This window comes from Geotalea toluenoxydans JCM 15764, from assembly GCF_001311985.1.
GTDB classification, from domain to species: domain Bacteria; phylum Desulfobacterota; class Desulfuromonadia; order Geobacterales; family Geobacteraceae; genus Geotalea; species Geotalea toluenoxydans.
This window is the reverse complement of the sequence record NZ_BBCJ01000004.1, coordinates 150418-173584: the sequence shown is the minus strand read 5'-3', so window position 1 is coordinate 173584 and position 23167 is coordinate 150418. Positions and strand designations below refer to the sequence as shown.

The window sequence follows — 23167 nt, the reverse complement described above, 5'->3', positions numbered from 1 at the left end:
ATTACTCTCAAACCCCAGATAATTAACTGCGGAAACCTTGTAATTATAGATGCCATCCCGCACCTGTTCCTGATAAGAAGTTGGTGTCACCAATCTGTAGCTTCTGACGGAAGCAGTTTGTATTCCCACCTGCTTGTTGGCAGCTGTGTAGTTTGTATCAGTTATATTGATTCTTATCTTGGATGTCCGATACCCAGGCACAATGGCAAGACGATTGTATTGTTCGTTATTTCCTACGACTTTGCGTAAGGTGATCCAGGAGTTGCCAGACCACCCTTGAATCTCGAAGTTCTTTCCGTAGTAAGGATAAAACCAGTATATGGATACTTCATCAATCAGGTTGGGAACATTCCGCGTATCCAGCTCCAACCACACAGGAGTGAAACTCCCATAGCTGTCACCAGACAACCAGGATGTGGACCAGTCCCCATCAGCAACATAATTCGGTCCGTGTCCGAGAGCGCTCGATGAGGCTATTGCTGGAGAGTAGTAATTGAAAAGCGTGTTAATTTTGATCCCAGCTCGATAAATGTTGTATCCAGCTATATCCGTTTCCGGGTTCGGGTTCCAGGAAAGGCTGACGCTCTTTTCCTGCACCGTCGCGTTGAGTCCTGTCGGCGTTGAAGGTGGAACCGAGTAAGCGATGCTCACCGGGTCTGATAGCCTGCTAATATTGCCATTGCTGTCCTTGACTCGTGCAGCTATTCTGTTTTCGCCGGGAGAGAGATTAATGGTGTCGGCGACAAAGTTACCCTGCGCATCGGCAAGAACACTCCCGGCAATACTCTGCATCGTTCCCACAGTAGTATAGAATTCCACTGTAGCATTCGGTTCTGCCCCTGCACCCGCAACTTTGACTGTCGCCACAGAAATAGGAGTAAACGGCTGAGTAAGCGCTGGCGCATAGATCTTTGCCGATATGCTGACCGATGGCTACTCTCATTGGTGTAGCTATCTACAGCCGTTATTTCATAATGGTACATTCCATCAGCGAGGTTTACATCCTGGAAGCTGGCCGGCTTGACAAGTGCAGCGTTGATCTTCTTTCTTTCGCTGCCGCTTGTGCGATAAATGTTGTAACCATCAATGTCCGACTCGGTATTTGCATCCCAAGAGAGATTGGCTGAGGTACCATCCGTGGAAATCTTCAGGTTGGCCGGCGGTGCCGGCGGGGTCACGTCGGTATAGTTAACTGTGGTCGCTATTGGTGCAGGATCTGGGTTGCCACCTTGATCCGTTGCCAGCGCCTGCAATTGGTAATCGCCATACGTAATGCCTAAGGCTTGCGGGTCGAGTGTCACAGCAAAGGGACTGGCGGTCACAGGTGCCCCGAGATCCATCCAGCCAGTATCCTGGAGTTTCTTATAACGGAATTGAATGGAAGCGATGTCATTATCAACCGACTCTGCCCGGATGTTGATCCTTCCACCGAATTTTTGGTTGCTTGCTGGCTCGACAATCGTCGCATGGGGAGGTCTGACCTCAACCGTTACCGGCAATTCACCGGAAAGTCCGCTCACGTTACCGGCTTGGTCAATGGCAGCAAGTGCATACAGGTACTTTCCGTCCGGCAACCCTTTATCCGTGTATGATGTACCGGTCAGCGCGAATGATTTCAGGTTTCGCACCACCAACCCATTGCCGTTCGCCAGTTGATCGTTCCTGTAAAGGAGGTACCCGGCCAGATCTGGCTCGGTATTAGCTCTCCAGGTAAGGGCAACATCGGAATTAGTAGCCACTGCTGTTAAAAGGAGCGGGGTTTGCGGTGGCGTATTATCAATGGATACGGAAATTGTCTGCGACGCAATGTTGCCGGACAGATCTTCTCCCTCCAACTTCAAAGAGTACACACCTTCCGCAAGGCCAAAAGTATCCCACTGGGCCAGAAGTCCTGAATAAACAGGAAGTGGGGATCTGCGAATCAGGATCCAGTTTGATGGTGTCACTCCAGAACCAATGGAGAACCGATACTCCTTGAAATCATCCAGGCTGAACGCGGCACCTTTGATGTCTACCAGATCATTTGATTTTGCTCCCCTCCGATGGGGTGTTTATTCGTACCGATGGTGGCGTGGTGTCAACCCGAAGGGTAATCCCATTGGATGCGCTGCTCTCGTTACCTGCCGCATCGACCGCTTTGACGGCATAGGTGTAGCTACCTTCCTTTAGGTTCGTGTCGGTGTAAAAGTTATCGCTCAGCAGGGTTGCATTTAACTTTTGGCCGTCACGATAGATATTGTAGCCGGCCAGATCAGGCTCACCATTCTTTGACCAATCCAGGCGAACTCCGGTGTTTTCCTCAATCTTGCCGCTTAGCACTGGAGCTGCCGGCGGATGGGTATCAACCTTCACGGCAACCATGGCTTCCGCTTTGTTACCAAGCTTATCTGTGGCAGACAACCATAGACAGTAAGGTCCATCAGCCGGCATCGCCTGCCACGTTGCCAGCACTCCGTCTGATACGGAAGCGGGTAGTGTTTTTATGACTGTTCCTTTATAGGTGCCACTGCAGTCACCCTCCGAAAATTCGAGCAATGCTTTATCCAGATTGAAATCAGCGGCTGTCCCCTTGATATCCAATCCCCCTTTGACAAAGTCACCATTCTTGAGAGACGAGATTGCCACCACTGGGGGTGTATTATCGATAATGACTTTTGCCCGAACCTCACCCTCCTGGCCTGCCTTGTCCTTGGCATACAATGAGACGGTATAAGTCCCATCGGCGACGCCGTCATCCTTGCCAACCTTTAAGGAAGAAAGTTTCGACGCCATCGGCACCGTATCGCCACCCACCACTTCTTTCCACACAGTTGGTGCGTCACCGGCACCATAACGGAGGCTGTACCGTTCCAGATTTTTCTCAACAAGCAAGCCGGTTATGTCGATCACATTCTTAGCAGCGCCAAAATAATCGCCATTTTTCGGCTGATCTATGGTTACTTTTGGCGGTGTACGGTCAACAGTAAATGTCCGTGTTACTTGTTGGCCGTTTTCAGCCTGGTCTGAAGCATTGACGTTTATGGAGTAATCACCTTCAGCAGCATCCTTGACGGTACCAAAGGTATAAGCTGTCCTGGGCTGATTTCCTGTCTCCAGGCTCTGCACCCCCGTAGGCGCAGAGAGCGAAACGGCATATTCCTTAAAGCTTGGATCGTTTATCGCTCCGATTACGGCAACAGAGGTTGTATTCAAATAGGCTTTGTCCGCCGGCTTCTGGATGTCAACTTGCGGCGGGTTAGTATCAACGGTAACGTTAATGGCCTCCGTTTGCGTTACCGATGTATTGGATGAAAGCGTTGCCGTCAGCTTCACTTGATAAATACCGTCAGCGGCCGTAACACCGGCACTGCTCTTGCCATCCCAAATATAATGGGAGATACCTGCTGGAGCAGATGCAACGGTATAGTTATTCACCAAAGTGCCAGTAGTGTCGAGTATCTCAATTTTTACGTCACTGGCATCGGTCAACTCGAAATTGACCTGGGTCTTGTCCATCTTGCCATCATTGTTGGGCGAAAACCCTCTGGGCACAGCCTCGAGATTTTTGACAAGATTTTTCCTGGCACCAAGGTCAATGGTGGTGCTCGTACTGCCCACATTACCTGCTTTGTCTGTCGAAGTCAGACGCAGCGTCCATCTTCCCTCACGACCATACGTATTCCATATGCCGAAACTTGCACCGTTGACGGGGTATGATCCACTGGCAACCGGCTGCCAGACGACAGGGTTGTCGCCCTGTCCGCACTCCAGAGTGTAACTCTTGAAATGCTTGTCGGAGGCTGTCCCATTCACATCAAGCATATTGCCGGGAGGAAGTGGATCGACTGGATTCGGATAACTGATCGCAACGGTCGGTGGGGTAGCATCCACCTCCACCGGTATCCATTTCGATGCTGAATTACCGCAATTATCGGTGGCAACAAGTGATGCACCATACAACCCGTCGGGCACAATTGTCCCTGGGTCATTCCGGCCATCCCAAATAGCGTTAGCCGTGCCACTGGTATAATTCAGACCATTGAGGATGTGCCGAACCGGCGTTGGATTGACTTGCAAGGAATGGGCAGCGTCTTCAACAAGGTTATGGATAGAGAGTCCAGCTACCGAGGGCTCACCTATATCGAAGCCAAGGGTTGTGCTATGGCTGACAGCACCATTAAAGGGAGAAAATAGCTTTTGCGAAGAAGACAGATTGCCGATGTTGATCTCTTTATCCACGCTGATTGTTCTTGTGAAACAAGAGACATTGCCCACTGTGTCAGTGACCGTTAGTTTAAGGGTAAAGACAGAGCCGGAAATATTTGTTACGTTCCATATGCCCAAAATTCCGTTAACAGGCCCATTACCCGCAATTTCTTTTTGCCCGCTCCCACTGCCTGCGATTGCAGGAAACCAATAGGTGGGAGTCTCTCCTATTCCATAGGTTAAGGCATATTTTTTAACTTTAATATTGTCAGCCACCATTCCTTTAACTTCGATGCCAAGCCAAGCACCGTTGGTTCCCTGCGTCCGTAACGGGCATAGTGGAGAGGCCCCATCTGGTGCCGTTATCATCGCCGTTGGTAGGGTTTTGTCCACTACAACATCTTTAGCCAAATCAAGCGACTTTTGACTATCGTCGTTAAAAGTAACAAGTGCCTTGAGCGGGTAACTACCCTCTGCCAGCACCGAGGAATCGACCTTCAGTTGGCTCCAACTGTCCGTCCCCATTATGCTTGTGCCGAAGATAGTGTCAGTGCTGCCCGTGTTGATGAGATAGGTGACGTTTTTGGCACCTGCCAGAAGAAGTTTCGCGGTGGGGAGAATAACTTCACCAGAAGCTTGCCCGCATATGGGGCTGTCAGGATAAATGATGTCGAAGTTGTAGGACACGGTGCTTGGCAGGCTGCCGGCAGTGCCATTGCCAAGGTTTGAAGTAAAATTCAAACTGCCGCTTGATTCCGATCTATCCCCCACAATGAAAGTATTGGATAAAAATATATTGCCAGAGACATCGACTGATTTGAACCTGACAGCTATTATTCGTTCTTTATCGACATTATTTAGGTTTACTTTTACTTCACCATTGGCCACCGGTGTCGTAATAGGATAGTCATGCCAGGAACCGTCATAATATTGCAGATGACGGGAAGCAATGGGAAACCGAAGAGCCTCATATGCCAAGCCGTTAATAAGGTTATCGCGTATGACACCCAACACCACACCCCGTGAATCCGATGGGTTGAGAACCTTTTGATCAAGATACTGCCAAAAAGACTCATAGTTCGGCCATTTAATCTTTTCTAAAGCTTCTTTGAAAAAATAAACTGACCCAGTATTATTCCAACCTGCCTGCCACAGGCGCTGGTCTTCCAGGTATCCCGAAACGATGCTGCTCCTGTTGCCTGCATAGTCTTCCGCGGTGATTCTCAGTTTTTTTCCGACCAGCCACATAACTTCGTCGAAATAGGTAGGATTTACGATGTCGTTCTCAGCAGGAACTATGACCTTGCCGTCAGCATCCTTTTTGCCGAAATTAGTCTCACCTTCCTTATATAGATGCCACTCGGATGGATTATCACCACCGCCATATTCTATTATCCAATTTTTTAACCTGGTGTCGAAGGCATGTCCTTTAATCAATGCAGATATGGCACTCTTTGCTTTTTGCGGATAATCCAAACCTGCAACATCTTTCACCTTGTCGCTGTCGATTATCAATTTCCCAAGATCGATAGCCACATCGGGAGGGGTATTATCAACTTCAACTGTGAAAGAGTAGTCAAGGAGCTTGATCGTATATTTACCGTCAGGGACGAGATTATTGGCAGAATCACGCCCGTCCCAGGCAACTACATCACTGGTATACCCTGTATATTCCCGCAGGATGTCTCGGATTAGCTCCCCTTTTTCGTTATAGATGGTGAATTCCAGATGGGCAGGCACCAGGACGGTGAGATTGAGCTTTACTTCGTCCTTGATGCCGTCGTAATTTTTTGGTGAAATGACGTCGACGTCCTTGTAAATGCCCGCAATTACCTGCTTGGCGCCACTCCATGTAACCCTTTTCTTGCTAGTCGCTGTATTTCCGGCCTTATCCCAAACGGTAAGACGGACTAAGAAGGTCCCGTCATGAGGAGGTATCCAATTTGCGAAGGTGTCATTGACCAAAGGGACATCGGAGGGGGGAACAATCAGTTGCCACAACGAAGGTTCCTGCGTGTCTGCGTATTCGAGTTTGTAACCCTCAAAATTAAGGTCCTGAGCAACACCCTTAAGCGACACAGCAGATTTGGTTCTAGTTGCCCACACAGTAGCTGATATATTGTGTAGGAATGTGTTTGATATTATTGTATTAGAATACCCTCCTTCTGAATTGGTGCGTGGTTCTATGGTAAAGATATAATGATCCTCAGGTGAAGCACCTATATTCTTTGATTCAGGACTATATCTATAGTTCGAGTTCGATACAAATGAGAAAAGTTTGTTTTGTTTACCCGTATTTATATCAACGATATATGTGTCATTAACATTGTTAATATCTTTATCATAAATGCCGATTATTGTAGATCCATCGTTTATCCATTTAATCAGGTAATCATTAGCTATATCTGCTGACATAAGACCAGACCATGCATCTGGCACCGGCCTGAGTGAAGACCAGTTTACTTCTTGGACCTGATTGTCTCTTACGTTAATACTCGTGAACACTGGGCCATAAGTATCATCAATCCAATTCCATACAACCATGGCTATTTGATTACTATCTGGTGACCAAGTAACAGTATCGAATATTGGATCGCAATTCGAACAATGATCAGTATTCAAGCTGTAAACCTTTGATAGACGCTTTGCATCACCATAATGATACAAGTTAGTAGTACCATCCTCATTATATGTTTGGAACACAAAAGATCTATTATCCGGTGAAATAATAGGCCAGGCCTTTTCTCTTAATTTGTCGCCTGTCATCCCCCATATATTTAAAGTGGCTCAATGCTTCGTAATCTATTAAATACAAACTACCCATCGATACGAGCATATATCTGTCTTGGATCCAGTTAAGACTACCAATGTTTGTTACGTAATTTCCTGTAAAAATGGATCTCTTGTTTGCCCGCAGGTCTGATTTCCAAATTGATGTGTCTTTTGAATAGACGAGACTATTTCCATCTTGGGACCAATAACCATATGTATAATCTGTAAAGGTTTCGATCTTACTGTTCTGATCACTTTCAGAGGAAAATACATATAGATCATAGGATGGCAGCGTGTTACACCAGTTATTATACTCCCACCCTGTATTACATCTGCCTATTTCATAAAGAAGATTTTTGCCATCAGGCGACCATTTAATTCTATCAACCACTTTTTGATAAATCTCGGTAACATATGGACTACTGTATTTAAGCTGATACTTGGCATCAAATGATGCTACAATCTTTGATCGTGTTCCATCTCGATCTACTTCATAAATTTTATTTTGTTCAATCCAGGAAACATCATTGGCCTTGCGGGAAGATTCTCTTGTAACAACTGCAATCTTGTCACTAGTTGGTGAGATTTCATAAGAAATGACATTACAAAAATCGGGTTTGCAGATTAATAAAGGTATTAAGTCCTCGCCGAAAGGTGTAACTACATAAATTCCAGGACTGTAAGACGAGTTACCTGAGACTACTTGGAAAACAATGCCACTTTCATCAGGCAACCATTTCCAATTTGTAAAATATGGAATATTTGGCGTAATGTTCAAATTCGAAAAGAACTTAGTACCAATTACCTCCGTCAGCAGTGACCGGTTATTATCCACCACCACCGGCAGACTTCCAAGCACAGCCCCACTTAACGCATCTAGAACTTTAAGCTGATATTCTCCATCAGCCACGACAGCACCGATATCACTCTTGCCATCCCACGTTACAACTGTCCCTGTTGTATTATCCAGTTCTCCGCCGCTGAAAGTCCGTACGACCTCGCCTTTGCTATTATATGCCAGTACCTTGACATGGGTGGTTCCGGCCAAGCGGAAAGAAAAGTCCGTACTATCTTTTACACCATCCCCGTTTGGCGAGAAGTAGGGCTGGTTCACCCAGAGATTGGCATTCTGAATGGTGAAGCTTTTCACTGCTGTATTGTTGTCTTTGGTCTGTTCCAAAACTGCATTGTCTGGATCGACGACGACACTGATCTGTCTGGTTCCCTTTAGAGCAGCCACTGGATAGGCTATCGTTGCCACTCCCTGTGAGTTTCCTGCAACAACCGGAATGATTTGGGTTCCTACAATGGAGCTCCCATCCGTTACCTTGACTGCCACATCGTAGGCATCCTGTTCACCTTTGTTCTGCACAGTCACGGCAATTGAGACGGTATCCCCTTCCTTGGGAGATGACGGGCTCAGAGATATGGAACTGTTGGTAATGATAAGATCGGGCAGACTGAGGACGGATATGGTGGTGAATGTAAAATTGTCGTCCTTGGCAAACTCAGGAATGGTGTTTTCCGGATCGACCAGCACAGAGATGATTTTTGAACCCGATTCGGCTATTTTGGTCCAGTTGACGGATGCGCGCACTCCTGCGCCTGCCGGGATAGCGGGGATTACGTCACTTCCCACCAGGACGCCGTCCTTGCTGGCAACTCCTTTATAGAAGTTTACTTTCACATTTTCGGCAGTGGAGAAACCGTCGTTTCGCACCAGAACAGAAATGGATGCATCCCCTCCCTGTCTGGCTGTAGACGGGGTGATTGTCATATCCTTGTATGACACCGACAAGTTTGGAAAGGTGGTGCCATTGACCGTGACCGGCACCGACGCACTGTTGTTTGCCTTCGATGTTTCAGTAAACGCATTGCTCGGGTCGGCCTGAACGGTAAGCTGCATACCGTTCCCTGCTTTGTTTGCCTTCCACATCACCTCTTTGGCAGTGCTTCCTCCGGCAGGAATGTCAGCGGTAAAGGTGGCAATCTCAAAGGGAACACCTTGCTCATCGATGAAAATCCGGACTGGCACCTGAAAAGCATCTGAGGTTCCGCGGTTAGAGACCTTTGCTGTAATTTTTATAGACTGTCCTATATCAACCTGGTTGGGCAATAATGTCACATCGGCCGGCAGCACCTCAAAGTCATACGTTACTTCCGGCATCAGCGACTTGGCAGCACTGTTATTGCTTCTGTTGTTCTCCTTTACCGCATTGTCAGGATCAACAGCCACATAAAACAGATGACCATTGCCATCGATTATCGGAATCGAGAACGTCACCGTCACCGGTGATGATCCGGGGAACGCAACGATTTGCTCTGCCACCTTTTTCTCTGGGATAATTTCCCCATCGTAGACGGCTACCTTAGCTTGGGCTACATCTGTCCGCCCCAGGTTCCAGACAACAGCACTGAGTACTGCGTTTGTGGGTAAACTCGTTACCTTCTCTGGAATGAAGGTGATCTCCTCTGTTTTGATGGAAAGGTCGGGATCCACGTTTGCCTGCCATACCGCCCGCACGGCCAAGGCGGTCTGATAGGGGCTCTCCTGCCAGCTTCCGTTCTCCGCCTGCTGTGACAGGAGATACTCCACTCCCTTGTTGATCGCAGCTCTGTCCATTCCCGTCTCATGCAGCGCCATTACTGCCTCGGCAGAGTCGTAGACGGTACTCGGGCTGTTGCCGAAGCCGCCGTCCGAATTCTGCTTACCGGCAAGAAATGTCATGGCAGAAGTGATGCTGTTCTCCAGAGAATAGTCTTTCCTGTAGGCACTGAGAACGTTGAGCACAGAGGCTGTGGGTTGAATGAGGCTTGTGGTGGTTCCGGAGCTCCAACCGCCATCACTTGCCTGCATTTTTTGCAGGTACATTATCCCTTTGGATATCACCTGCTGATCAGCGTATTTCGCTGCAGCCAGGGCTTTTAATGCAAGTGCCGTATCAGGCGCATTGCTCATGAAACTGCGGCCCGTACCCCAGCCTCCATCCACATTCCGGAGCGCCAGCAATTCTTGCACAAGAGCAGTGGCGTCGCCTCCTGATTTGATCGTCGCCGCTATACGTCGGGCGAGAAAGTCTGTATTGGATGATGCTGTCTGGTTCAGCCACTGCAGACCGGCTTGAAACTGTTGCTGGGCTAAGGGGAAGAGCTGGAGGGTTGATACAGCCTCCGCTGTGTCCCGCTCGGACGTCAGCGAATAATCGGTCCAGCTGCCGTCGGCCTGCTGGTGAGAAACCAGCCATTTGCTCCCTTCGTCGATGTTGGGAGGAAGTGTGCGAGGAACACTAGCCGGGGGACGTACACCGGGATTGGTGGGAAAGCCGTCTTTCGGGGTTGAAGCGACCTCGACCAGGAGCTTGCCGTCGGTCAGGATTGACTGGCGGGTCAGAAAGCCGTTCCGTACCGTTTCCAGCGGGAAGAGTTCTTCACCCGTGAAGGTTCCAGGGGCGACGGCAAGAATAAAGGCCATTTTGAACTGCTTCTGTGAATCTTTTGCCGAAGGGACACGCTCACCGTTAACGGCGATAATATCGTCGATGGTTACGGTTCGTGGAGTTCCGGTTATGGTAACCCCGGCTTCGGGTTTTTTTGTGGGATCTATGGCGGGATTTTCTATGAGGAGCATGGGGGGAACTTTAGACTTGTCGATCATCCCCATCAGGTAGAGGTCAAGCGGACTGTAGTAATATTTTCGGGCGGCAAGGGAAGTAAATGTCCCGTCGCCGTTGTTCTGCCAGTAGTTTCCGTAGTGGGTAGATGCTCCCGAATCCAGAAGAAAGCTCCAGTGCACTTTCTGATACCCGAGCAGCCCTTCGCTCTCATTGCCGTTCCAGTCCCTGAATTTGACAAAAGCACCCCAACGATGGAGCATTTCGTGGCTGAGGGTATCGATCACGAATTGATACTTTGGGTCAAGTTTGTTTGTGGCAAGCTTGAGCAGGTTTCCCATGTCGATGGTCCCCTGAAGCTTGCCTTTGCTCCCATAAAACTCTGTGCGGTTATATTCAGGATCCAGCCCGATACCCTTAATGTCGTTTTTGACATTTTGGTAGAAAGCGATTGCGTCCTTTGGCAGCTGAAAATCGTAGTTGGTAAAGATAGCAAGGAAGTCGTACTCATCCTTGTGCGTTTTGAAAAACTCCTTAGCAATAGCTTGGCGCGGTTCTACGTTGCTCGTTCCATCGGGCAGCTCGGCATCGTAAGCTCCACTTGTCTCAATGACCGTGACGTTGCCGTAATCACCGATGGTTTTGGCGGTGAAGGGATCTGCAAAGGAGGAGAATGGCAGCAATGTCAAAAGCAGAAAGCTCTGGATCAATGTCAGTAGAATTCCAAAGTATTTATGCTGTAATCCCTCATTTTTCATAGATCAATCCCCCCTCGCCAGATAAAAACCGGCAGCCATCATTTCGCTGCCGAAATCAGAATCAAAAATCAGATTGTGTCCAAACACAGGGCCATCACAGACATCCAAAGCCACGACCCTGCTGCTGTGTTACTACTTCTGAGCAGGCATAGTTGCAGGCGCGACCATAGGCTGTCCTTTATCCGGCTGCTTTTTAAGCCGCTCGATCCTAGCCTTGCCGCTTTCCATGCGCACTATTACGGTTTCCGGCCCATTGTCCGTCTTTTCTTCCAGCACAATGCGGTTGGCAGCGATCTCTTTGACGGTTACGTTTTCACCAATGTCGTCCCCAGGCTTTATCACCTGCAATTTGCCATCAGCAGCCTTTATGACCGCTTTTGCATCTTGAGGGGCAATTTTGATGAACTGGACCTTGTCCAAAGTGCCAGCAAGGGAAGAACCTGTCGATAAGACGATAAGAACACAAGTTTTAAGAGCGATTCTAAGATAGGTATTGATGTGCATTGGGTGGTTCCTTCCTTTGTCGATATGATTTCAGTTCTCAGAAAGAAGAGCTTAAAGGGTCAAGAGGGCGCGCTTAAAAGGGTCGCGTCTACACATTTCATAGTTTTAATTCTTTCTTCACGGCGCGCTTAAAAGGGTCGCGTCTACACATTTCATAGTTTTAATTCTTTCTTCACCGCTTCCACAGAGATTTTAAGCCACTTATCCCCTTTCAACTTCTCTGCGAACCGTCGGCTCCCCTCCGAAATAGCCGATTCCCGTACATCGAAGAGTTGCCCTATTTCTCGCAGTCTTGCTCCACTGTATCTATGGCAGAGATGTATTGCTGCCTGCCTTGCTAGCTTTTCGTTCTCTGCAAAGACTTTCTTTACCTGGCAGATAATTTCCTCCGGCTGTGGTTGCGTTGACAACTGACGCAGTGCCGGGACGTCTCTGCTGACTGTCTTTTCCTGCAAGTGAGCTGTGGTGATTTCTTCTATGAATCCAAGACTCCCAAGAAGAGAAGATCCAACAGCTTCTTTTAGCGGGCTTTCGGGAGCGCTTAAAAGGGTCGAGCGCTTAAAAGGGTCGCGAGCGCTTAAAAGGGTCGCGTCTACACATTCCATAGTTTTAATTCTCTCTTCACCGCTTCTACATTGTTTTTAAGCCACTTATCCCCTTTCAACTTCTCTGCGAACCGTCGGCTCCCCTCCGAAATTGCCGATTCCCGTACATCGAAGAGCTGCCCTATTTCTCGCAGTCTTGCGCCACTGTATCTATGGCAGAGATGTATTGCTGCCTGCCTTGCTAGCTTTTCGTTCTCTGCAAAGACTTTCTTTACCTGGCAGACAATTTCCTCCGGCTGTGGTTGCGTTGACAACTGACGCAGTGCCGGGACATCTCTGCTGAATGTCTTTTCCTGCAAGTGAGCTGTGGTGATTTCTTCTATGAATCCAACGCTCCCAAGAAGAGAAGATCCAACGGCTTCTTTTAGCGGGCTTTCGTAGTCTTCCCCAAGCATATCTTCCACAAACTGACGATACTTCTTTCGGGCATCAGCTGTTTTCTTGCCAAAGTAGCCAATAATAAAATCCATCTTCTGCCAGGCCGGTGGCGCGTGTTGGCCGATGTAGCTGTTATAGCTCGACCAGCGGTATTCTTCCGGCCTTTCGACTGCACCGGCTCTAACCGGGTTCAAGTGGATATATCTTGAAAGTTCGACTGCATATTCGTCCGCCTCGACCAGTATCGCCTTATATCTTCCCTGGAACAGGTGTCCGGCCCGTTTCCGCTTGATGTTGAAATATGTAGTGTAGGCACCGTTTATGTGGCGCATTATCTGTGACAGATTTCCGTGTGGTGTTTCCAGCAACAGGTGATAGTGGTTGTTCATCAGGCACCATACATGGATTACCGCACCATACCGTTCTGTTGCCGATTCCAGATATGAAAGAAATTTCTCCCGGTCTTTCTGACTTTTAAACACATCCTTCTGCTCGTTGCCTCTGGATGTTATGTGATAGTAGGCTCCTGGATATTCAATGCGTAGTGGTCGTGCCATAGCTCTTCTCCTTTGACTGATAAAGTAAATTTACCAAATCAAAGCATAACCTGCTTTTGTGAAATTTGTAGACCTGACCCTTTTAATCTCTTTGAGATGGCAGGGTGGAAAGGAGCTTTCTAAGGGCGTCCTTGTTAGCAACAACCCATGCTTCGCCATCACTCTGAATCAGCATTCCGTCAACGCCATCCATGTTACAAACCATTTCTATTGCTCTGAGGAGTGGCATACCTCCATAGTGTTGCGACAACCTGGTATCTAATTTTGAAGTATAAAACAAAGCCATGCAGCCGACGTCAAGCTTTGCAGTTGACAATCTTATTTTTAAATTTGTCGTGATTAGGGGGCCTGCTTGCAGAGGTTGGTTGGGTTGAACAATAGAAAAGAATACTTCTGTTTCCATGAATTTTTCAAAGTATGAGTTGTCCCATCTGTGCTTTACGCATTCAATTATACATTCATTAAGTGTCATACTTTACCTCACTTAGTGTAGATTTTGATGTACTTGTAACTATTCATATCTACAATTCCACTTTTATCATACATAACTTCGGCATTAACCGATTTTGGATTGTGTGTACATGCAGCCCAGTGGCATTCTCCCATATTGGGATTCAAAAGGTCGGACAATTGTGTTGGGCTATCAACTGTAATTGGAGTGCCTTTAATGTTAAGACCTTCGGGAGGATAAAGTGTATAATTCGGAAGGCGGTCACCTGTCCCATAGGTCCGGCTGTACACATTTGAAAGGTTTGCCCCAGTCTCAATCATATTTCCTAGTTCGTCACTTATTGTTGAGCCAAACTTTGAGTACACAGTCAAGCTTGTGCCATCTGGGATTGCTGTTATACCACTACCAATCTCATATCCACCATGCCCGCTAAAGATATTTTTACCACCAGTCGCATCCAATGCTCCCACATCAAGTGATTTTTCCCCTGAAATTGGTTCCCCAGTTAAACCAGGGGCCGGTTTTGGCGCCTGATACGTTCCGTTAACCTTGGCACCTCGGGCAAACTCAGCACCGCCCAAAGCCAAACCTACACCAAATGCCGTGTTTCCAATTGCAGTAGAGATGTTTACAAGGCTGGGATCTTCGTATGCTCTTGCGTAGCTTTCCCCGATCCCTTTCCCCATAGGCCCAAAGACAGGTATCTTCACTGGGTTCAGGGGATCTTTGACAAACTCACGACTCTGTTCGACGAGGTCACCAGGCGTGTCCACTATGCTTTTACCTACAGTTAGCGCAGTCTTTGCTGTAGTTGCCACTCCTGTCATGATAGCGCCAGGTCTTTTGTTGTCTACATACTGGTCAACTTTCCTGCCGAGGTAATCGAGTCCTTTGCTGGTGTAATTGAGAGCGCTTCCGACTGGGTCTTTAACTACCTTCCATGTCTCCTTCCATGACCAGTACCCTTCCAAATCAATGAACACCGTCGGATTGGAATAAGCATAAAGGTATCTGTGAAGTGACGGCGGTGTTCCCTGCTCACCCAGATAAGTATCCTGCGTGGTAAACCGTGCCGTATCGGGATCATAATACCGTGCACCGAAGTAGATAAGCCCGGTGTTGGTGTCTTGCTCCTTGCCGGTAAAAACTCTCCTGTTAGCACTCTCTCCAATGCTATCAACGATCATACCCCAAGGATTGAGGAAATAGCTGGCCTTGGTAGCGCCGCTGTCGTCGGTCAGGTCGGTTGTGCTGCCGAGGGCATCCAGATGGTAGTACTGGTTCCCCTGCGGAGTGGTTAAGCTATAAAGCTTGTTGGCATAGCGGTAATGGGCCAGGAGGCCATTGCCGTTTCTTTCTTCGATGACGGCGGTTCCGTCATAAAGGTACTCCACATTGCCCCGGTCGCTGCTGTTCTGGCGAATACGGTAGCCATTGGCGTTGTAGCTGTATTGCCCAAGGGTGGTTCCGCCTTTGCTGGCGCTGGTCAGTTTATCCCTGGAGTCGTAGGCAAAAATGACGGGATTGTCAGAGTCGGTGCTGTCTGTTTTGCTTAAGGTATTGCCGTTATTGTCGTAGGCATAGGTTATGGTCCTGGTGCCGTCGCTTGTCTGGGTCAGCCAGTCGGTTTCATCGTAGCTGTAGGCCTTGGTTGTTGTAGTGGTTGCTGTGGTGACTTTTTCACTGGCCCGGTTGTACCCGTCGAAGGTGTAGGCGGTGGTGGTACTGGTCCCATTTTCGATGACGGTATAGCTCTGCAGCCGGTCCAAGGTGTCGTAGGCGTAGGTTGTTTCAATGGTCCTGGCGCCCCTGGCCTCGTCCTGGGTCAGCCGGTTGCCGTTCTGGTCGTAGTTGTAATCGAACCGGGAAACAGTTGTTCCGTTGGCGCTGCTGGTTACGCTCTGGATGCGGTTGGTCGGGTAGTAGGCGTATTCTTCTTTGGCGCTGTTGGGGTAGATGACGCTTTTCTTCTTACCGTCCTTGAAGTAGTCGAAGGTGGTAACATCGCTGCCTGCGGTGGCGGTCTTTACCCGATTTCTCTGGTCATAGGTATAGCTGGTGGTGCTTGTCGGTGTTCCCACACTTAACCGGTTGCCGTTGTTGTCATAGCTGTAGCTGATCTGGGTGCCGCGCTGGGTGCTGGTTTTCAGGCGGTCGAAGTTGTCATAAGTGTTTACTGTATTGTCGCTGCTGGTGCCGCTTGTTGCTGCGGAGACGGCATTGTTGTTCTCGTCATAGCCGGTGATAATGTCGAGACCGGTGTAGTGGCTTTCGGTGCGGCGGTTCAGTTCGTCGTAGACATATGTTGATATTTGCCCTTTAGCGTCGGTCAGCTTGGTCTGGTTGCCTTCTTCGTCATACTCGTAGCTGGCCGTGAGGTCGCCGCTGGCTTTCTTCTGGATATGGGCGGTCTTGCGAGTCAGCTCGTCATACTGGTTCTCCACCACATTGCCACGGGGGTCGGTGGTCCTGATGCGGTTGTTGTTTTTGTCGTACTCGTACCGGGTGACGAGGTTGATGCCGAATTCATCGTCGGTGACGCGTATCAACCTGTTAAGCAGGTCATAGCCGTAGCCGCGGCTGTTGCCTTTGGGCTGGATGGTTGCTGCCAGGTTACCCATGACATCGTAGGCTTTCTGCGTCTCTTCCCCTGCCCGCTCGGTCCTGGTCTGGCGGTTTTCCTTGTCGTAGGCGTGGGTAGTGACGATGCCTTCCTCGTCGGTTTCAGTCTTCAGGTTGCCGTTGCCGTCATAGCCATAGGTCTCGAAGCTGCCATCGGCATAGGTGGCCTTTTCCTTCTGATTGCGCTTGGTATAGCTGTATTCGGTCCTGTTGTTCTCGGCATCGGTTTCGGCGAGAAGGTTGTTGGCATCGTCGTACTGGAAGGTTGCCAGCCTGATGCCGTCCTTCAACTTTCTCTCGGGACGGTACAGATCATCGTACAGCGTCTCGGCAATAATCCCCCGCTTGTCCTTGACGGTACGGACATTCCCCACTTTGTCGTAGGTAGTCTCGATGGTTTTCAGGAGCGGGTCAGTGACCTTGGTGACCCGCCAGAGCTTGTCATAGCCGGTGGTGTTGGCATAGCCGCGACGGTTGGTGACTGTCTTGACCTTGCCGGTTTTGTAATAGTCGCTGGTGGCGAATTTGCCCCTGGCGTCGGTGACTTTTGTCGGCAGGTTCAACACGTTGTATTCGGTGGTGGTTATGTTGCCATTGCCGTCACGGACCTTGAGCGGGTTCCCTACCTTGTAGTAGAGAACGACTACCCGGTTGATTGCTACACAAAACCATACCGTTTATGCCCCGGCGGCATGGGAGCCTGTTCGGTTGCCGCCGAGGAGATCTGCGCTGTTTAGTATTCAGTTGTCAAAGAACTATTTCTGCGTTAGCTACAGATGGTTAAAAAGCAGCCTGTTCCCTTTTACCTTGTTAGTGGCCGTGCATGAGTTTCTCCCGTGATAGTGCCTGACTTATACCTTATCCAAGAAGATTGCGAAATGTGTAGACGCGACCCCTTCCGACTCTCCCGACCCCTTCCGACTCTCCTGAAGCGGTGCTTCGGAGCCACGACCTGACAGCGTTGCAGCATTTTGTAAAAGAGCTCTTTGTACAACTCATGCGGCTGTTCATCTTGAGTGCAAACTTGGCTAAGGCAGAGGCTTGCACGACTACTGGAGCGATCAACAGTAATAGCAACAAAAAGGCACCTTCAAGTATCTTCATAGCTTACTCTCTATGACATTACGGCAAACCAATAAGACGTTCGCTTCTTGGTAGGGGACTAAACAGATTTTTGTCGGGATCAAATTCAAGATTACGGGTATAATCAGGGTTGAGATAGTAAAACAAGTGTATGTCTCCAGTTTCAGTTGATCTAGGATCAATTTTTATATCTCCTTTTATTTTTCCATACATTGCCCGTGTTAGATTTCCTTTTTCATCTTTTTCTGAACGCACTCGAAAAAAATAATTGCTATCTTCATATGCATCATCATAAAAGACTCCTCCGCCTCTTGTTTTTCTTTTTGCTAATTTCCGGACATATCCTGTTTCCGGAGCATTTCTAGGAAGTCTGAACCTGCTACCTACGTTGAAGTCGCCACCTGTGTCTTCTTTTAACAATTGAATGCCGTCCGATTCATTTGAAAAGGTCAACGTCATAATTGCGTCAAAATTGTCAACATCCTTATATTGGCGATCAACCCTGAATATAAAATCTGACGTAACACCCTGTCCGTAGGGAATAACCCAGTCAAATTTTACAAGGTCAAATCCAATCTCCTTGCCAACGACTGGAATAGTAATCCATTTTTCTCTTACATACATAGGAACCGGATTAATCTTTGGACGAAGTACAACTGTATACTCTTTGTTCCATGGCTGCCACATACCCAGCTTAGATATATAGTAGTCTTGATGGAATAAGGTACTGTAATAATCTTTCTTAGTAATACCAGCACTGATCTGGCCATCTTTTGACAATCCTGAAACTTTGCAAGTTCCATTCTCATCAGTTTTGTAGTTTTTTACATCATCTGAGGTACAGCCTCCCACAAAGCAGATTTCAATATCTGCACCTTCGACTGGCTGATTTTTCTCATCAACTACATTGAGTATAAGCTTTGCTAATGTTAAGGCTTGTGAATTTTCTGGTCGACATAAACAACTTATTAGCAGTAATAACAAGCAAGTACACATTTTATTCATTTTCATTTACACTCCTCTCATTTCATTTTCGAAACAAAATCATCGAACATCCTGTATGTGTATGGATAGGCAACATTGTATAAATCATTGTGTCGCCACTCGTGGTTTATTAATGGTTTACGCGGCCACGGCGAGTATGGAACTTGCTCTAAATAGTTTTTTCGTATATCAATATTATTTTTATCAGCAAACTCCTTCACCCCTCGATGCCCGGCGGCAAAGGTAAGCGAGGGTATTTCATTGGACAGCAACTCCATTTGCTTTTGCGCAAACGCATCAGGTGAACTAAACTGCACAGGGTTATCTGTAAATAAAGACTCGTTGTCGGGATTCTTGTTGAAAAGCGGCTTTGCCTTAAGCAATTGCGGTATGAGCGTATTTGCCTCGGATGGTGTGATGAAATTACAAACGTTGGAGCTATCAGGAAGCGTAGTGCAGGGATAGTAATCTCCGCCCTCTACCTTATTGAACCCCCATCCTCCCTGTGTGAACCCTTCCATTGTCATCCGTCCCTTCAACAATTCCTGCATCGACCACGCATAGTTGCCGAGTCTTTCGTTGTCGAAACAAAGGCTTTTAAGCCACTCTGCCAAAACATCATCTAATCCTGGCCAATCATTTACATTTGCTGGATACTCCCGGGGGTCGGTAGGTGCGCCGCTTGCTAATGGATTATAGTTAAATGGTTTGAAAGCTTCATCTGTGGGCGTGAAAAACGAGTAGACTCTAGCGTCCATCCTGATTTTTCCGAAATAATTTCGCCAAGTAAGGGTTGAACGAACATCATCCTTGTCAAACAGCGTATACCACTCAGACGACCAGAGGAACGGATCATAACCTATATCAGTAGGTTGCCCGTTAGGGTATCGCCAGGCAGGATGGTACATCGTCCGACGTGTGTTGGTATACCAATTTGAGCTTGGGCCAAAAGCGCCAGTTTCATCCTTGGTATATGCATTTTCTGGTATATAGGCCTCTTCAGCCACTGCTGCGTTAATCATTAAGTAACGGCTGTAATTAACACCATTCTGAATAGCTGTAGAAACAACGATATTGCCTAAACTATGACCGGCAATTGTAGGATTCAGTAGACCTTGATTTTCGATAAAATTCTTTAGGAGTAATCCGGCATTGTATGCATGTCGAACATTATGATGATATTTGGGGGAACGAGTACCGAAACAGAAGCCGATTGTGGCTGAGAGTCCCATCCATACCAGGTAATACCCCAGAAATGGGCACGAGATCCTGACCAGAAGAGGCGTTTGAATATCCCGGCCTGCACACCACGCGCTTCATCACCATTGATATTCAGGCCATGGACGAACACGAAGTCGGTGCCATCATTTTCAGTATCAAATCCAGTGAAATGCTTGGAGTTGTCAAAATCAGCAGCATCCACTCTATCGGACTTACCAGCACTTGGTACCGGATGCCCCGGGATCGGCGATACTCCAGGTGGTGTTGGGAGTAGATGATTCTCTATCCTATTCATCGTCTGGATAAGGTTTTTATGCCGGAACATTTGCTCAACACCTGCAATACTGAGATTAAGGCTTGACGTAACTACAGTCTTTCCAGTACCACGATCAATAATCTCCAATACCAGCGGATGAGATGTCGATGAATTACCCTCGATGAGGATGACTCCTTTTTTTCCGCGATGATGTTTTGCAAGAACGAAGGGTTACCCGGATGGTCGTTCAATCTGATGCCTGTCTTGGTAACCTTGAATGTCTCCTTTTCAGCAAGTCCCTTGGCAACACCGTTCTCAGTAGCATCAGTCAGATATTTTCCAGATTCATCTGCATTTAGACCAGTTTTGCTGTCGTTCAGACCTGGAAAAGCCAGGTTTAGCGCTGAATCGCCCTGTTTTAAAACATAGTCAAATGCGGATGGGGTAAACTTTGCCAGCATTTCCTGTAAATCCAGATACACTGGAAAAAAATCTTCAAGGTCACGTGTACCATTTACCTTAGAGTCTTTGCCGTTCAAGTTTTTAAGGGAAAGAATCTGCGATGTTGTACGATATTCGGGGGTGTCGCTATCCTCACTGATATCTCCCGAATCCATGTCGTCATTCACCCAAAAATAGAAAGTATTTCCCAAAGCCGCTCTAAGCCTGTCCTTATCATCGATCACCCTGTCGCGGTTGTAGTCGGTAATAAGCAGCGGCTTGTTTACTGTTGCCCGTACTTCATCCGCCATCATGAATGGTGAAGGGCCATTGCCGTCTGGGTCTATATCCATGCGTATCGATTCTTCCCCTAGTTGAGTGCTGGAGGTTACTCCCTCTACATAGAGGCGCCATACTCCTGGGGCAATAGGATCGCCCAGTTGGGAGGTGTTGAGAATATCCCCCGGCTTTATGTAGTTGCCGCCATTGGCAAGGCTTGCTTTTTGCCTCCCCTTGATGCCATCTTTGTTCCAGAGACGGATATGTCCACCGGGTGCAGGGAGATACTCTCCGGTGGTGCTTTGGGTTACGCCTGCAGGATCAGATGCATTGTAGATGAAGCGCACCTGCGCTTGAGTCGTGTCTATCGGCTCAGGGATCTCCAGAAGGATCGGCACAAAAGCGGCAGATCCGTTGTCCGTCGGTTGTGAGGATGTAAGATCGTAGCCGTCCGCGAAATCCAAGATTTTGTTATTATTGATGTCCCTCTCGTTAAGCGGGATGTATTTCCCTGGTTGATCCGGCGCATCTTCTATCACTTCGCTGTGGACTGTTCTCTGCGGATCTTTGTGGGTTCCATCGGGATTGAGCCCGCTTGTATTTTCCGAGTCGATCGCCAGGTCAACGGCAACAACCTTTATTGGTACGGGATCACTCTCAACGTTAGAAATCTGGGAATCAAAAAGAACAAGCTTGGCTTGGTAAGAATTCCTTGGATCAAAAACAGCACCACCAGCAGAAAGCACCCCTCCTGCTCTTTGTACAGGCACCTCACCCATATATCCCCACAACCCGTTTTCGTAAAAGCGAACTGCCAGGCTACCAACAGGATATTCATCGGGCTTGACTGAGAGTCGCAAAGGCACATCTGCTGTAGGATAGCCTTTACTGTTGATCAGTATCCATTGATCGGGCTCCAACCTTGGTAAAACACCCCATATGTTCAAGCTTGTTTCCGTAGTGAGGGTTTTACTTTTGGAGAATGTTTCTCCTGTCGAGGTATTGATGTGTTTTACCAGTGACGAAGTAGAGGCAAGGACAGAAATTACATTCAATGCGGGAGCTTGGCCAAGAGTCAGGTACGACTCATATATGCCATCAATAATTGTGTTAGGAGTTTGACCATTAGAAGAAGCTGGAACTACTGCCGGAGAAACAGAGCCACCTCCTTGGCTAATAGAGAAAGAAACGGTACCATCATTGACCTTGCTTGTCTGAAATATGCCTGTCCCTTTCAGGTAATAGCAGGCCGTTGAGCAGTTATCCTTTATGGCAGATACAGTGGTTTCTTCAGAACGATATAAAGTAACCGTAAGTGGCTGCGGGAATACAGTTCCAGCCTTACCCGCATCAATACGATTCCCTCGTGAATCAAAGTGGTGCACTACACTGGCAGTTAGATACGTAGCGGCCGTATCATCACTTCGTTCTGTAATCCCATAGCTGTGATAGGTAAAGCTGACCGGCTGTAATGGAGTAGAAGTTTCAGTACCGTTTTCGTCCTTCAGGGCATTTGCTGTAATGGTGAAATCGGTACCGTCTGTATTCCCCAGCAGGACTTCTGCAACGGCACCGGTTATATTGCTAGTTACCTGCAATTGTTCCATGCTGTCAGCACAATCAAGAGTCGGTGATCCTGGACAGGAATTTTCCAATCGCAGCAATCTCGCATTATGTATTTTCGCATTCGGAGTTTCGAACGGCTGTGGGTTGAGACGGTAAACTTGCTCTTCAACGCTGAAAGTAACCTCTTTATTCGAAATGGGGTTGCCGTAGACATCCGTTACCAGCACCCATATCGAACCGGCAAAAAGGCCGGGTAACCCCCACTTGTTATCTGTTGTATTTTCCGCCACTTTAACGATGTTGACGGCATCTCCGGGGAAGGCATAAGCCTCAAATGGCTTGTCAGTCGCAAGAGCGCCACTGGAGATGTCAGCCTGGACGTTGACCATATTTTGTCCGACTTGGACAGCATAGGGCTTATTCTGCATGATAAAGTATGGTGAATCAGCTGTTTTGGTCCCCAGCATCAAGTAGGCACGGGCAATGCCATCCGCGCCTGTGGCTATTCTATATTCACTGGCACCAGCTGTTGTATCGGTTGTGGCATCTGGACCCAGCAATCCTCCTCCAGCTATGCTGCGAAAGACTACCTGTACATTCTTTACCGGTCTGTTCGCTCCATCGAGAGCCAAAACTTGTAACGGCTCTGGTAGCGTCTTCCCGACAATACCATCTTGATAATCTGAGCTTTTAATTCGCACAAGCTTTCGCACAGAATTAGGATCATTGTTCGGCGTGCTGCTGTATGGCAACGAAAGGCTGTCTGCTAGATCTTTTTGGACCCATTGATCTTTTCTAACAGCCGTCATCCCCCCAGCCACCTGCCCGGACAGCATCCACCCCGACTCACCGGTCTCCGGGTTCTCCTTGATGTAGCCGACACCGCTCCAATTG

General features: G+C 48.0%; 13 protein-coding genes. All 13 read right to left on the bottom strand.

Annotation, left to right across the window (positions count from 1 at the left end; genetic code table 11):
- On the bottom strand, positions 1-792 hold a 792-nt coding region (locus tag JCM15764_RS21715), incomplete at its 3' end, for a discoidin domain-containing protein (RefSeq protein ID WP_243688317.1).
- Positions 702-1841 (bottom strand): fibronectin type III domain-containing protein, encoded by a 1140-nt coding sequence (locus JCM15764_RS03910; RefSeq protein WP_243688316.1) that lies wholly within the window; start codon positions 1839-1841, stop codon positions 702-704. The genes JCM15764_RS21715 and JCM15764_RS03910, both read right to left, overlap by 91 nt.
- Positions 1842-2019: 178 nt before the next feature.
- On the bottom strand, positions 2020-6951 hold the full coding sequence (locus tag JCM15764_RS03905; protein ID WP_243688315.1) for a FlgD immunoglobulin-like domain containing protein: 4932 nt from the start codon (positions 6949-6951) through the stop codon (positions 2020-2022).
- Positions 6899-11326 (bottom strand): CARDB domain-containing protein, encoded by a 4428-nt coding sequence (locus JCM15764_RS03900; protein ID WP_054692802.1) that lies wholly within the window; start codon positions 11324-11326, stop codon positions 6899-6901. The genes JCM15764_RS03905 and JCM15764_RS03900 overlap by 53 nt, the downstream gene beginning before the upstream one ends.
- Before the next feature lie 132 nt (positions 11327-11458).
- Positions 11459-11830 carry a hypothetical protein gene (locus JCM15764_RS03895; RefSeq protein WP_054692800.1) on the bottom strand — a complete coding sequence of 124 codons (372 nt, stop codon included), beginning with the start codon at positions 11828-11830 and terminating at the stop codon, positions 11459-11461.
- 152 nt (positions 11831-11982) lie between these two features.
- The gene (locus JCM15764_RS03890; RefSeq protein ID WP_054692798.1) at positions 11983-12435 is read right to left on the bottom strand and encodes a hypothetical protein; all 453 of its coding nucleotides are present in this window, start codon (positions 12433-12435) and stop codon (positions 11983-11985) included.
- A complete protein-coding gene (locus JCM15764_RS03885) occupies positions 12423-13370 on the bottom strand; it encodes an REP-associated tyrosine transposase (RefSeq protein WP_054692796.1) in 948 nt (315 codons plus the stop codon). Before JCM15764_RS03885 ends, JCM15764_RS03890 begins: the two co-directional genes overlap by 13 nt.
- Positions 13371-13452: 82 nt before the next feature.
- On the bottom strand, positions 13453-13842 hold the full coding sequence (locus JCM15764_RS03880; RefSeq protein WP_054692789.1) for a hypothetical protein: 390 nt from the start codon (positions 13840-13842) through the stop codon (positions 13453-13455).
- A gap of 8 nt (positions 13843-13850) precedes the next feature.
- Positions 13851-17009, bottom strand: a complete 3159-nt coding sequence (locus JCM15764_RS03875; RefSeq protein ID WP_243688314.1) for a putative adhesin — start codon at positions 17007-17009, stop codon at positions 13851-13853.
- Positions 17010-17565: 556 nt separating this feature from the next.
- Positions 17566-18537 carry a hypothetical protein gene (locus JCM15764_RS03870; protein WP_054692783.1) on the bottom strand — a complete coding sequence of 324 codons (972 nt, stop codon included), beginning with the start codon at positions 18535-18537 and terminating at the stop codon, positions 17566-17568.
- An 11-nt stretch (positions 18538-18548) separates the two neighbouring features.
- Positions 18549-19742, bottom strand: a complete 1194-nt coding sequence (locus JCM15764_RS03865) for a hypothetical protein (protein WP_243688313.1) — start codon at positions 19740-19742, stop codon at positions 18549-18551.
- On the bottom strand, positions 19646-20134 hold the full coding sequence (locus tag JCM15764_RS21710) for a S1 domain-containing protein (RefSeq protein WP_243688312.1): 489 nt from the start codon (positions 20132-20134) through the stop codon (positions 19646-19648). The genes JCM15764_RS03865 and JCM15764_RS21710 overlap by 97 nt, the downstream gene beginning before the upstream one ends.
- Entirely contained in the window at positions 20098-23082 is a 2985-nt protein-coding gene (locus tag JCM15764_RS03855; RefSeq protein ID WP_243688311.1) for a hypothetical protein, read from the bottom strand. The genes JCM15764_RS21710 and JCM15764_RS03855 overlap by 37 nt, the downstream gene beginning before the upstream one ends.
- Positions 23083-23167: the final 85 nt, after the last annotated feature.